The 13,189-nt window shown below is 67.8% G+C and carries 9 protein-coding genes; all 9 read left to right on the forward strand.

The features are described from left to right. Positions 1-26 precede the first annotated feature (26 nt). The 9 genes from XINFAN_RS08455 (at position 27) to XINFAN_RS08495 (ending at position 13,032) form a co-directional block, all read left to right on the forward strand. Complete coding sequence (locus XINFAN_RS08455) at positions 27-2,486, forward strand: GcvT family protein (RefSeq protein WP_124086062.1); 2,460 nt, start codon at positions 27-29, stop codon at positions 2,484-2,486. Positions 2,487-2,538: 52 nt separating this feature from the next. Beyond that, on the forward strand, positions 2,539-3,480 hold the full coding sequence (locus XINFAN_RS08460; RefSeq protein WP_124086063.1) for an ABC transporter substrate-binding protein: 942 nt from the start codon (positions 2,539-2,541) through the stop codon (positions 3,478-3,480). A gap of 53 nt (positions 3,481-3,533) precedes the next feature. Beyond that, positions 3,534-4,562 carry an ATP-binding cassette domain-containing protein gene (locus tag XINFAN_RS08465; protein ID WP_124086064.1) on the forward strand — a complete coding sequence of 343 codons (1,029 nt, stop codon included), beginning with the start codon at positions 3,534-3,536 and terminating at the stop codon, positions 4,560-4,562. Continuing rightward, positions 4,559-6,484, forward strand: a complete 1,926-nt coding sequence (locus tag XINFAN_RS08470) for an ABC transporter permease (RefSeq protein ID WP_124086065.1) — start codon at positions 4,559-4,561, stop codon at positions 6,482-6,484. Before XINFAN_RS08465 ends, XINFAN_RS08470 begins: the two co-directional genes overlap by 4 nt. A 45-nt stretch (positions 6,485-6,529) precedes the next feature. Continuing rightward, on the forward strand, positions 6,530-8,935 hold the full coding sequence (locus XINFAN_RS08475; protein ID WP_124086066.1) for a GcvT family protein: 2,406 nt from the start codon (positions 6,530-6,532) through the stop codon (positions 8,933-8,935). A gap of 51 nt (positions 8,936-8,986) precedes the next feature. Further along, positions 8,987-9,967, forward strand: a complete 981-nt coding sequence (locus XINFAN_RS08480) for a choline kinase family protein (protein ID WP_124086067.1) — start codon at positions 8,987-8,989, stop codon at positions 9,965-9,967. A gap of 492 nt (positions 9,968-10,459) precedes the next feature. Further along, positions 10,460-11,866, forward strand: a complete 1,407-nt coding sequence (locus tag XINFAN_RS08485; RefSeq protein ID WP_124086068.1) for a cytochrome ubiquinol oxidase subunit I — start codon at positions 10,460-10,462, stop codon at positions 11,864-11,866. A gap of 3 nt (positions 11,867-11,869) precedes the next feature. Then, positions 11,870-12,874, forward strand: a complete 1,005-nt coding sequence (gene cydB, locus XINFAN_RS08490; protein ID WP_124086069.1) for a cytochrome d ubiquinol oxidase subunit II — start codon at positions 11,870-11,872, stop codon at positions 12,872-12,874. 14 nt (positions 12,875-12,888) lie between these two features. After that, positions 12,889-13,032 carry a DUF2474 domain-containing protein gene (locus XINFAN_RS08495; protein WP_124086070.1) on the forward strand — a complete coding sequence of 48 codons (144 nt, stop codon included), beginning with the start codon at positions 12,889-12,891 and terminating at the stop codon, positions 13,030-13,032. Positions 13,033-13,189 lie beyond the last annotated feature (157 nt).

Consider the following 13,189-nt stretch of genomic DNA (forward strand, 5'->3'; position numbering starts at 1 on the left):
CTCTTGCAATTCCAGGAACCCCCTGAATGACCAGCCAATTCCCCACCCAGGCCCGGATCGTCATCATCGGCGGCGGCATCATCGGCTGTTCGGTGGCCTATCACCTTGCCGCCATGGGCGAGACGGATGTGGTGCTGCTGGAGCGGCACCGGCTGACCTCCGGCTCGACCTGGCACGCCGCCGGGGCCATCGGGCAGCTGCGGTCCAGCGCCAACATCACCCGGCTGCTCGGCTATTCGGTCGAGCTTTACGACCGGCTGGAGGCCGAGACCGGTCAGGCCACCGGCTGGGTCAGGAACGGCTCGCTCAGGCTGGCCCGCACCGATGCGCGCCAGGCCGAGTTCGAGCGCGCGGCGACCACGGCGCGCTCCTTCGGGCTGCAATATGATTTCATCGGCCCCGAAGAGGTGAAGCGGATGGTGCCGGTGCTGGACCTGGACGGCGTGAAAAGCGCCGCCTTCGTTCCCAGCGACGGCGTGGGCAACCCCAGCGACATCACCATGGCGCTGGCGAAGGGCGCGCGGATGAAGGGCGCGCGGATCATCGAGGATTGCCGCGTCACCGGGATCGAGACCGAAGACGAGACCGTCCGCGCCGTCCTGACCGACCAGGGCCGCATCGCCTGTGAGATCCTGGTCAACTGCGGCGGCATCTGGGCGCCCGAGATCGGCCGGATGGCGGGGGTCAGCGTCCCGCTGCAACCCGCTTACCACCAGTATTTCGTGACCGGGAAGATCGACGGCCTGCCGCGCCATATGCCGACCATCCGCGACCCCGATTTCCTGACCTATTTCAAGGAGGATGTCGGCGGCCTTCAGATCGGCGGCTATGAGTTCAACCCCATCGCCTATGACGTGCCGCGCATCCCGGACGGGCACGAGTTCAAGCTGATGGAGCCCGACACCGACCATTTCGAGCCGCTCTTGCTGAACGCGATGAAGCTGGTGCCCGCGCTCGGGAATGTCGGGGTGAAGGCCTGGTTTAACGGGATAGAGGCTTTCACCGAAGACGGCATGTTCATCCTGGGCGAGGCGCCCGAGGTGCGGAATTACTTCGTCGGCGCCGGGTTCAACGCTTTCGGCATTGCCTCGGGCGGCGGGGCGGGCCGGGCGCTGGCGGAATGGATCATCGAGGGCGAGCCCGCTTTTGACTTGTGGAGCGCCGATATCCGCCGCTTCGGCGCCCATCACCGCTCGCGCCGCACCGTTCTGGCGCGCTCGCTTGAGGGCCAGGCCGGGCATTACGCCATGGGCTGGCCGCATCACGAAAGCAGTGCCGCCCGACCGTTGCGCCGCAGCCCGCTTTACGGCGCGCTGAAGGACCGGGGCGCGGTCTTCGGCGCGAAACTGGGGTGGGAGCGGCCGAACTGGTTCGCCCCCGCGGGCGTGGCGGCCGAGGATGTGCCCTCGTTCGATCATCCGAACTGGACCGGACATGTCGGGCACGAACACCGCGTGGTGCGCGAGGCGGCGGGGATTTTTGATCAGTCCTCCTTCGCGAAATTCCTGATCGAGGGGCCGGATGCCGAGGCGGAATTGCAGCGCCTCTGCGCGAACGACATGGCGCGCAAGCCGGGCGCGGTGATCTACACCCAGATGCTGAACAAGCGCGGCGGGATCGAGGCCGATGTGACCTTCTGCCGGCTCGGGCCGGACCGCTATTACATGGTGACCGGCACCGGCTACGGGCTGCACGATTCCACCCATCTGCGCCGCAACCTGCGGCCGGGCGCCCGGGTCGGCCTGAATGAGGTCACGTCGGCCTATGCCACGCTTTCGGTGATGGGGCCGCGGGCGCGCGACATCCTGCAACCTCTGGCCGAGGCCGATCTGTCGAACGCGGCCTTCCCCTTCGCCACCTGCCAGCAGATCTTCGTCGCCGGCGCCCCGGTGATCGCGGTGCGCGTCACCTTCGTGGGCGAGCTGGGCTGGGAACTGCATGTGCCCACCGAATATGCGCTGACGCTTTACGAGGCGATCACGAAACAGGGGGCGCCGCACGGGCTGACCGATGCGGGATACCGCGCCATCGACTCGCTGCGGCTGGAAAAGGCCTACCGGCTGTGGTCGGCCGATATCGGCCCGGATTTCACCCCCTACGAGGCGGGCCTTGGCTTTGCCGTGCGGCTGAACAAGGGCGCGGATTTCATCGGGCGCGATGCGCTGGTGGCGGCGGGGAACCGCCCGCTGACCCGCCGCCTGGTCACGCTGAGCGCCGACCCGTCGGTCGTGCTTCTGGGCCGCGAAACGATCTACCGCGACGGCAAGAGGATCGGCTGGCTGTCCTCGGGCGGCCTTGGCCACACCGCTGGCCGCGCCATCGGCCTTGGTTATCTGCGCGCCGAGATGGGTCTGAACGGGGGCCTGGCCGACGACGCCGCCCTTCTGGCGGGCGAATACGAGCTGGAGGTGCGCACCCGGCGGGTTCCGGCACAACTGCATCTGCAACCGATCTATGATCCGAAAGGGGAGCGCGTCCGACTCTGACGCCCGCCCCCCGCGACCTGACAACCAATAACGACAACAGGGAGACCGGAAGATGAAGAATACCTTACTCAGGCCCCCGATGCTCAGCACCGTAAGGGCATCCCTCCTCGCCGCGGCACTGGCCGGGCCTGCGCTGGCCCAGGATTCCGGCGATCCGATCAAGATGATCCTGAACGACTGGACCGGCCAGCTGATCTCGGCGCAGATCATGGGCGAGGCGCTGAAGCGCGAAGGGTTCAGCGTGGAATATGTCCAGGCCGATGCCATGGCCGAATTCGTCGGGCTGAAAAGCGGCGACCTGCATGTCGCCATGGAGATCTGGAGCACCACCCAGAAGGATCTGTTCGACGAGGCGGTGGCCTCGGGCCAGGTCGAGAACATGGGCGAAAGCGGCATGCAGGCGCGCGAGGAATGGTGGTATCCGCTTTACATGAAGGAAGCCTGCCCCGGTCTGCCGGACTGGACGGCGCTTCTGGAGCCCGCCTGCGTTGAAGCGTTTTCGACCCCGGAAACCGCCCCGAAGGGCCGCTATCTGGGGGCGCCGGTCACCTGGGGCGGGTTCGACGAGGAACGGGTCGAGGCGCTCGGCCTCGATTTCGAGGTGATCCACGCCGGGACCGACGCCGCTTTGTTCGCCGAACTGGAATCAGCCTGGCAGCGCAAGGCGCCGATCATCCTCTGGGTCTATTCGCCGCATTGGGTGCCCGCGGTCTATCAGGGCGAATATATCGAATTTCCGCCCTTCACCGAGGATTGCTACACCGAAGAGCGCTACGATTGCGGCAAGCCGCAGGGGCCGATCTGGAAAGCGGCCTGGCAGGGCGTGGCCGGGAAATGGCCGACCGCGCATAAGGCGATCGGGAATTTCAGCCTGTCCTCCGAGGAAAGCAACGCCCTGATCCAGCGCGTCGATGTCGACAAGCAGCCGCTCGACGCGGTGGTGGCCGACTGGCTGGACCAGAACGAGAGCCGCTGGAAAGCCTGGTTCCAATGATCCGGCACGGCCCGGGGCTGTCCGGGCCGGCCTTGCCTCTGGCGAGGAACGCAATGACCCAAATCCCCCGCAAGATCAGACTGGCCTGCCGCGACATCTGGAAGCTCTACGGCCCGCGCGGCGACCGCCCGGCCGCCTCGCTTGACGAGGTGCGCGCCCGGGCCGCGGGCGGGCGCAGCTTCGCCGCGCTTTCCGGCGTCAGCCTGGAGATCGCCGAGGGCGAGATCTTCGTCGTCATGGGCCTGTCGGGCTCGGGGAAATCGACGCTGTTGCGCGCCATGGCGCAGCTGATCCGGCCGACCTTCGGCACGGTGGAACTGGACGGCCGCGACCTGACCGCGATGAGCGCGCGCGATTTGCGCCGGGTGCGGCATTACGACATGGGCATGGTGTTCCAGCATTTCGGCCTGCTGCCGCATCTGAGCGTGGCCGGGAACATCGCTTTGCCGCTGAAGGTGCGCGGCGACAGTGCGGCGGCGCGGGATCAGGCGGTGGCGCAGGCGATGGAGCTGACCGGCCTTTCGGCGATGGCCGAACGGCTGCCCGGCCAGCTTTCCGGCGGTCAGCAGCAGCGGGTGGGGCTGGCGCGCGCGCTGGCGGCGGGGCCGGGGCTCCTGTTCCTGGACGAGCCGTTCTCGGCGCTCGACCCGCTGATCCGGCGCGAATTGCAGGACGAGCTGATGCGGCTCCAGGCCAGCCTGCACAAGACCATGATCTTCGTGACGCATGACTTTTCCGAGGCGGTGCGGATCGGCGACCGCATCGCGATCATGAAGGACGGCAGGCTCTGCCAGGTCGGAACGCCCGAAGAGATCGTCAGCCAGCCGGCCGACGATTACGTCCGCAGCTTCGTCGCCGGGGTGGATCTGACCCGGGTGATCCGCTGCGCCAGCGTCGCGCGCCCGGCCAGCCGGACGGATTACGCGCTGACGGTGCGCGGCGACAGCCGGCTGCACGAGGCGGCGGGGCTGATGGCCGCGGGGCCGGTGGGCGTGCTGGACGGCGAGGGCAGGCTGATCGGCGAGGTCGATGCCGCGGCGGTGCTGGCGGCGGTCTCGGGCAACCGGGCGGGGGCGGCATGAGCTGGTATCGCCGCCCCGCACCGTGGATCTTCCTGGCTGCCGCCGTCGCCGCGCTGCTGATCGCGGGACAATTCGGCTGGGCCACGCGCTTTCCCAAAGCCTGGGAATGGCCGGTGGCGCGAACCATCACCCGCGCTTCCGAGGTCGTGGTGCTGCACCTGAGCGGGATGACCCGGCTGATCGCGGCGGTGATCGACTGGCCGATGCAGCAGGTGGTGGCGCTGCTGGCGCAGGGCCGGGCCTTCGGGCTGGCGATGATGCCGCCCCTGTCCTGGGCCGGGATCGCCTTCGCGCTGACCGCCGTGGGCTGGCGCACCGGGGGCCTGGGCCTTGCGCTCTTGCAGGCGGCGGGCTGCGCTTACCTTCTGCTCTTCGGGCAATGGACCTCGGCCATGCTGACGCTGGCCTCGGTGCTGATCGCGGTGCCCTTCGCGCTGGTGACGGGGATCACGCTCGGCATCCTCGCCTGGCGGATGCCGCGGTTTGATCGCTGGCTGGTGACGCCGGTGCTCGATCTGATGCAGACGGTGCCGGCTTTCGCCTATCTGGTGCCCACGCTGGTCTTGTTCGGCTTCGGCCCGGTGGCGGCGCTGATCGCGACGGTGATCTTCGCCCTGCCGCCGATGGCGCGGGTGACGGCGCTGGCTTTGTCGCGGCTGCCCGAAAGCACCACAGATCTTGCGGTGATGATGGGCTGCACCCGCGCCCAGGCCCTGTTCCGGGTGCTGTTGCCCGCCGCCATGCCGATGCTGCTGGTCGGGCTGAACCAGACGGTGATGATGGTGCTGAACATGGTCATCATCGCCTCGATGATCGGCGCCGGGGGGCTTGGCTTCGACGTGCTTCTGGCGCTGCGGCAGCTTAACATCGGGCGCGGGATGGAGGCGGGGGCGGCCATCGTTGTGCTGGCGATCATGCTCGACCGGCAATGCCGCACCCTCGCCGCAAGCTGGAGCCGGGGCGAGCCCGCGCCCGGCGGGCGGGCGCGTCTGGCGGGGCTGATCCTTGTGGTGCTGGCCGTCACCACGCTTGCGGGCCTCTGGCTTCCGGCGCTGCGGCAGTTCCCGGCGGGGTTGCAGATCTCTACCGGCTCGGTGTTCGATGCCCTGGTCGGCTGGATCAACGTCAATTTCTTCGACATGATCGAGGGCTTCCGGGTCTTCCTGCTTCTGAACCTGATGAACCCGATCCGCATCGCGCTGACCGGCGCGCCATGGGCGGGGGTGGTGGCGCTGGTCGCGCTGGCGGGCTGGATGCTGGGCGGCTGGCGGCTGATGCTGCTTGGCCTGATCGTCTGCCTGTTCTGCCTGGTGACAGGGCTGTGGGACGAGACGATGATGACGATCTATCTCTGTCTCACGGCCGCGATCTTCGCCACGGTGATCGGCATCCCGCTGGGAATTGCGGGCAGCAAATGGCCGCGCTTCGGCCGCGGCCTCAGCCTCTGGGTCGAGCTGATGCAGACCATGCCCAGCTTCGTCTATCTGATCCCGGTGGTGATGCTGTTCCGGGTCGGCGATGTCTCGGCGATGATCGCCATCGTCGCCTTCGCGATCACGCCGGTGATCCGCTACACCATGGCCGCCTTCAGCGAGGTGCCGGTCGCGCTGACCGAGGCCGGGACCGCCATCGGCTGCAACCGGCGGCAGATGCTGCGCTTTGTCGAACTGCCCTCGGCGCTGCCCGCGATCCTGCTGGGGATCAACCAGTGCCTGCTGTTCTCGCTGGCGATGGTGGTGATCACCGCCCTCGTCGGCACCCGCGATCTGGGCCAGCAGGTCTATATCGCGCTGACCAGGGCCGATGTGGGCCGTGGCCTCGTCGCGGGGCTGTGCCTGGGCCTTGTCGGCATTCTCGTCGACCGTCTGTTCCGGGCGGCGGCGGCCCGGATCACCCCGAAACAACCAGAGTCGGGCCACTGACCGCGGCGCGCGGCAGGGCCGGAACCACCAGACAGGACATTCGCTATGCTTCCTCAATCAGCCCGGATCGTGATCGTCGGCGGCGGGATCATCGGCTGCTCGATCGCTTATCACCTGGCGAAGGCGGGCGTCACCGATGTGATCGTGCTGGAGCAGTTCCAGCTGACCCATGGCGCCACCTGGCATGCCGCCGGGGTGGTGGGGCAGCTCAGGAACTCGCAGAACGTCACCCGGATGCTGCGCCGCTCGGTCGCGCTTTACGCCACGCTGGAGGCCGAGACCGGCCAGGCCATCGACTTCAAACAGGTGGGCAGCCTGCGCATCGCCTCGTCGAAAGACCGGATGAAGGAGTTCCGCCGCTCGGCCACCACCGCGCGGTCCTTCGGGATGGAGATGGAGATCCTGACCCCGAAAGAGGCCCAGGATCTGTTCCCGATCATGTCGCTGGATGGGGTGGAGGGCGCGACCTTCATCGCCTCGGACGGCTATGTCGATCCGGCGAGCCTGTGCCAGGCGCTCGCCGCGGGCGCCCGCGCGCGGGGGGTGAAATTCGTCCAGGGCTGCGAGGTCACGGGCTTCGGGATCGAGAACCGCCGGGTGACTTCGGTGCAGACCGACCAGGGCGAGATCCTGTGCGAGACGGTGGTGAACTGCGGCGGCATGTGGGGGCATGAGATCGGCAGGCTGATGGGCAGCCGTATCCCCGCCTTCGCGGTCGAGCACCAGTATCTGATCACCGACCCGATCCCCGATCTGCCGAAGGGCATGCCCACGGTGCGCGACCCGGATCTGCTGCTTTACTGGAAGCCCGAGACCCGCGGCATCGTGGTCGGCGGCTATGAGCCCGATACGCCGGCCTTCGCGCGGAACGGCATCCCGCGCGGCTGGGACATGCGGCTGCTGCCCGACAATTTCGAGCGGTTCGAGCAACTGGCGGTCAATGCCGCGCACCGCACCCCCATCGTCGGCCAGGTCGGGGTGCGGCAGATGATCAACGGTGCGATCCCGATCTCGGCCGATGGCGATTTCGTCATGGGCAAGGTGCCGGAGCTGGAGAACGTCTTCGTCTCGGCGGGTTTCGTCTACGGCATCGCGGCGGCGGGCGGGGCCGGTTCGGTGATGGCGGAATGGATTCTGGAGGGGCGGCCCGCAAACCACCTCTGGCCGCTCGACGTGCGGCGCTTCTCGTTCCACCACAACACGCGGCACTTCATGTATGACCGCGCGGTCGAGATCTACGCCCACCATTACAAGATGAAATGGCCGGTCGAGGAGCTGGAGTCGGTGCGGCGGATCCGCACCTCGCCGCTTTATCCGCTGCTGAAAGAGAAGGGCGCGGTCTTCGGCTCTCGCGCCGGGTGGGAGCGGCCGAACTGGTTCGCGCCGCCGGGCGTCGAGCCGGTCGACAAACCCTCGTTCGACTGGCCGAACTGGCACGAGCATGTGGGGGCCGAGCACCGCGCGGTGCGCGAGGGCGTGGCGATGATCGACCTTTCCTCCTTCGCGAAGATGGAGGTGATGGGGCCGGGCACGCTTGCCGCGCTGCAACGCCTGTCGGTCGCGAATGTCGACCGGCCCGCGGGCAGCGTGATCTACACCCAGATGCTGAACGAGCGCGGCGGGATCGAGGCCGATCTGACGCTCTGCCGCCTTGGACCCGAGCATTTCTACATCGTCACCGGCACCGCTTTCGGCGGCCATGATTTCGGCTGGATCCGTCAGCATCTGCCGGAAACCGTGCATACCATCGACGTGACTTCGGGCTGGGCGGTGATCAACCTCTGCGGGCCGCTCTCGCGCGAGGTGCTGGCCGAAGTCTGCGAGGAAGATGTCGGCCCGGGCTTCCGGCACGGGCAGATGCGCGCGCTGACCCTCGGCGCGGCGCCGGTCAGGGCGATGCGGGTCTCGTTCACCGGGGAACTGGGCTACGAGCTGCACATCCCCACCGAATACGCCGCCCATGCCTGGCGCGTGCTGTGCGAGGCGGGGGCGAAACACGGCATCCGCGACATCGGCTATCGCAGCCTCAACAGCCTGCGGATGGAGAAGGGCTTCATCATCTGGTCGGGCGATGTCTCGCCCGATTACACGCCGCTGCATGCCGGGCTCGACCGGCTGATCGCCTGGAAGAAGGGCGATTTCATCGGCCGCGCGGCGCTGGAACGCATCAGGGCGGAAGGCGGGCCGGACCGCCGCCTCTGCACTTTCGTGCTGGAGGAAAAGGTGCCGGTTTACGGCGGAGAATGCATCCTGAGGGGCGGCAAGGTGCTGGGCGTCACCACCTCGGGCGACTTCGGCCATACGATCGGGAAGAGCATCGTCTTCGGCTATGTCCCCGCCGCCGAGGCCGGGCATCAGGATTACGAGATCGAGGTTTACGGCAAATCCATCCGCGCGCAGCGGGCCGAAGGGCCGCTCTACGACCCCGAGGGCCTGCGGATGCGCGGCTGACCACCGACACGAGGCCCGCAAAGGGCCCGCAACAGGGAAGGAGTTTCACCGATGACCCACCAGGACCCCATCTTCGACCCCGAAGAGCAGGAACGCCAGGCCCGTGCCCGCCAGATCGCGGCGACGAAGATTTTTGACGCGCCGCTCGACCCCGCCAGCCTCGGGATCGAGCCGCTCGCAGGGATGACCAACCGCAATTATCTGGTCAGCGCGGGCGGCAAGCGCTACGTCGTGCGCATTCCCGGCGCCGGGACCGAGGAATATATCGACCGCCAGGCCGATGAAGAGGCCGGGCGGCTGACCTCGGAGATCGGCGTCAACGCGCCCCTGATCTGGTATGATCCGGCCACCGGCGCCCAGATCACCCGCTTCATCGACGGGGCCGAGCCGATGAGCCCCGCGATCTTCGCCGCGCCGAAGGCGGTGGAACAGGCGGCGCTGGCCTTTCGCAAGCTGCACGGTTGCGGGCGCAGGCTGAAGAACGATTTCGACGAGAAACAGGTCGCGCAGGATTACCTCGACGTGCTGAACGCCCGGGCCGCGCGCCTGCCCGAGGGTTATGAGGCTGTGCAGGCCCGGGCCGAGGCGATCCGCGAGGCTTTGCGCGCCAGCGCGCAGCCCAAAGTGCCCTGCCACAACGACCCGGCGCCCGAGAACCTGGTCTATACCGGCGAGCGGGCCTATATCCTCGACTGGGAATTCGCCGGGAACAACGATCCCTATTGGGATATCGCCGACCTCTCGGTTGAGACCGGCTTCAGCGAGGACCAGGACCGGCATTTCCTGCGCGTCTATCTGGGGCGCGAGCCCACGGATGCCGATTACGGCAGGGTGGTTTGCTACAAGGCGCTGGCGTTCCTGCTCTGGACGCTGTGGGGCTGCCTGCAAGAGGCGAACAAAAACCCGCGCCCGGCCTATCACTTCGCCAGTTACTGGGATTACGCGATGGACCGTTTCACCCGCTGCCAGGCGATCATGAACGCGCCGGAGTTTCCGGCGCTGCTCAGGGCGGTGCGCGAAGGCGCGGGCTGAGGCGCCTCACAGGGAAAGATCGCCGCGACATGCTCCCACGCAGTGCGATCCCGGCGGCGGGTGTCTGCCCGCCGCCCTTTTCGCTTTGACGCGGGGCCGGAACGCCCTGCATTCCCGGGCGGTGTTGCTGCCCGACCGTTCCTGAGGCTCATCGCCGGTTGCGGGCGCAGCGGGCCGGTATGCGCAGCTTTGTCCTTTCGGGTTCCGGCACGACCGGCGACTGCTGGCCGGACATCGGCCGGAGGAAAGGCGCGTCGAAACCGGCGGGGGGCGCCGCTGATGCCTCGCGCGGCGGTTTCCGGGTGCGCGGGATGCCGCCGGAGCCAGCGCCCTCGCCCTTGCGGCAGAGGCTGCCCGCCCGGCCCTGAGCGCCCCTGTCCCGGCCCCGCGCCGCGCGAGCGGCTTTTCGCCTGGCGGCGACCGTGCCGCAGCGCCGGTCCGGCGGGTTCCGTGTTAGGCTGAACGCCCCCGTTCTTCGTCAGGAGAAGCCGGATGTTCGGTCTCACCGCCCTCGATCTGGCCCGGATACAGTTCGGTTTCACCATCTCGTTCCACATCGTCTTTCCGGCGATCACCATCGGGCTGGCCAGCTATCTGGCGGTGCTGGAGGGGCTGTGGCTGTGGCGCAAGAACCCGGTCCACCGCGATCTTTACCATTTCTGGTCGAAGATCTTCGCGGTGAATTTCGCCATGGGCGTGGTTTCGGGCCTGGTCATGGCCTATCAGTTCGGCACCAACTGGAGCTATTTCTCGGCCTTCGCCGGCTCGATCACCGGCCCTTTGCTGGCCTATGAGGTGCTGACCGCGTTCTTTCTGGAGGCCGGTTTCCTCGGCGTGATGCTGTTCGGCTGGAACCGGGTCGGGCCGGGGCTGCATTTCTTCGCCACCGCGATGGTGGCGGCGGGAACACTGATCTCGGCGACCTGGATCCTGGCCTCGAACAGCTGGATGCAGACCCCGCAGGGGCATGAGATCGTGAACGGCGTGGTGGTGCCGGTGGACTGGCTGGCGGTGATCTTCAACCCGTCCTTCCCCTACCGGCTGACCCATATGGTGACGGCGGCCTTCCTTTCCACCGCTTTGTTCGTCGGCGCGGCGGGGGCCTGGCATCTCCTGAAGGGGAACGACAATCCCCGGGTGCGGGTGATGCTGTCGATGGCGATGTGGATGGTGCTGGCGGTCGCGCCCTTGCAGGTGCTGATCGGCGACCGGCACGGGCTGAACACGCTGGAGCACCAGCCCGCCAAGATCGCCGCGATGGAAGGGCATTGGGAAAACACCCCGGGCGAGGGTGTGGCGCTGATCCTGTTCGGCTGGCCCGACGAGGCGGCCGAAGTCACCCGCTGGCAGATCGCCCTTCCCAATCTGTCGAGCCTGATCCTGACCCACAGCCTTGATGGCCACTATCCCGGGCTGAAAGAATTCGCCCCCGAGGACCGCCCGCCGGTCGCGGTGGTGTTCTGGGCCTTCCGCGTCATGGTGGGGCTGGGGCTGCTGATGGTGGGCCTTGGGTTCTGGGCGGCCTGGCGGCGCTGGCGCGGGCGGCTGTATCGGGGCCGCTGGTTCCTGCGCTTCGCCTGCGCGATGGGGCCGAGCGGGCTGATCGCCATCCTCGCGGGCTGGTATACCGCCGAGATCGGCCGCCAGCCCTGGGTGGTCTACGGTGTGATGCGCACCGCGGATGCGGTCTCGGAGCATTCCGCGCTGACGATGAGCGTGACGCTGGCGATCTTCGTCGTCGCCTATATCTTCGTCTTCGGTATCGGCACCCGCTATATGCTGAAACTGGTCGCCAAAGGCCCTGAGGCGGGCGAGGACGACCCCGCCACCGATGCCGGCGCCTCTGCGCCGCGCCCGGCCCGGCCGCTCTCGGCCGCGCCCGATGTCAGAGAGGGCTGAGCCATGGACCTCGCCACCGTCTGGGCCGCGATCATCGCCTTCGGGCTGATGATGTATGTGATCATGGACGGGTTCGATCTGGGGATCGGCATCCTGTTCCCCTTCGTGCCCGCGCGCGAGGACCGCGACGTGATGGTCAACACCGTCGCGCCGGTGTGGGACGGCAACGAGACCTGGCTGGTCCTTGGCGGCGCCGGGCTGATGGCGGCCTTTCCGCTGGCCTATGCGGTGGTGCTGTCGGCGCTTTACATCCCGCTGGTTCTGATGCTTCTGGGCCTGATCTGGCGCGGCGTGGCCTTCGAGTTCCGCTTCAAGGCCGATGAGAGCCACAAGCCGTTCTGGGACAAGGCGTTCCTCTTCGGCTCGGCCACGGCGACCTTCTTCCAGGGCGCCTCGCTGGGCGCGTTCCTCAACGGGTTTCAGACCGACGGCCCGCGCTTTCTCGGCGGGCCGATGGACTGGCTGACGCCGTTCAGCGTCTTTACCGGGCTGGGGCTGATGGCGGGTTATGCGCTTCTGGGCGCGACCTGGCTGATCGTCAGGACCGAGGGCGCGCTGCACGACCGGATGGTGGCGCTGGCGCGGCCGGTGCTGCTGATCCTGCTGGCGGTGATCGCGGGGGTCAGCCTGTGGACGCCCCTCGCCCATCCGGCGGTGGCGGAGCGCTGGTTCAGCCTGCCGAACCTGATCTTCTTCTCGCCGGTGCCGATCCTCGTCGGCGTGAGCGCGCTTCTGATGCTGCGCGCGCTGGCGCGGCCCGAGCCCGGGGTGCGGCCGTTCCTGCTGGCGCTGTTCTTGCTGTTTCTGGGCTATTCCGGCCTTGGGATCAGCCTCTGGCCGCTGATCGTGCCGCCCGATATCAGCATCGCCGAGGCCGCCGCGCCGCCCGAGAGCCTGAGCTTCGCTCTGGTGGGCGCGGTGCTGATCATTCCGGTGATCCTGGCCTATACCGCCTGGTCCTATTACGTCTTCCGCGGCAAGGTGCGGGCGGGCGAGGGCTACCACTGATGCGGCGGGTGCGGATGGGCGCCGCCCCGCGCGCGCCCCGCCCGCTGTGGAAGCGGCTCGGCTGGTTCGCGCTGATCTGGGCGCTCAGCGTGGCGGCGCTCGGCCTCGTTGCGCTGGTGTTCCGGCTGATGATGAAACTGGCGGGGCTCAGCCTCTGACCGGCCCGGCGATGGCGGGCGGCAGCAGTATGTTCCGTATGGCTCTGTTGCACAAATGTGGGCTGACGGTTGGGGTTCCCCTATCCCCGGACAGACTTATCCCACGACCTCTGTAATGGGCGTGTCGAGCGCGGTGAAACCGTTCAGGACGGCAACA

This window comes from Pseudogemmobacter humi (genome assembly GCF_900609055.1).
Lineage (GTDB): Bacteria > Pseudomonadota > Alphaproteobacteria > Rhodobacterales > Rhodobacteraceae > Pseudogemmobacter > Pseudogemmobacter humi.

Excerpts from the sequence above, each read along its gene's own strand:
- XINFAN_RS08455 (WP_124086062.1), top strand. The coding sequence starts at position 27 with ATGACCAGCCAATTCCCCACCCAGGCCCGGATCGTCATCATCGGCGGC.
- XINFAN_RS08460 (WP_124086063.1), top strand. The coding sequence starts at position 2,539 with ATGAAGAATACCTTACTCAGGCCCCCGATGCTCAGCACCGTAAGGGCA.
- XINFAN_RS08465 (WP_124086064.1), top strand. The coding sequence starts at position 3,534 with ATGACCCAAATCCCCCGCAAGATCAGACTGGCCTGCCGCGACATCTGG.
- XINFAN_RS08470 (WP_124086065.1), top strand. The coding sequence starts at position 4,559 with ATGAGCTGGTATCGCCGCCCCGCACCGTGGATCTTCCTGGCTGCCGCC.
- XINFAN_RS08475 (WP_124086066.1), top strand. The coding sequence starts at position 6,530 with ATGCTTCCTCAATCAGCCCGGATCGTGATCGTCGGCGGCGGGATCATC.
- XINFAN_RS08480 (WP_124086067.1), top strand. The coding sequence starts at position 8,987 with ATGACCCACCAGGACCCCATCTTCGACCCCGAAGAGCAGGAACGCCAG.
- XINFAN_RS08485 (WP_124086068.1), top strand. The coding sequence starts at position 10,460 with ATGTTCGGTCTCACCGCCCTCGATCTGGCCCGGATACAGTTCGGTTTC.
- cydB (WP_124086069.1), top strand. The coding sequence starts at position 11,870 with ATGGACCTCGCCACCGTCTGGGCCGCGATCATCGCCTTCGGGCTGATG.
- XINFAN_RS08495 (WP_124086070.1), top strand. The coding sequence starts at position 12,889 with ATGGGCGCCGCCCCGCGCGCGCCCCGCCCGCTGTGGAAGCGGCTCGGC.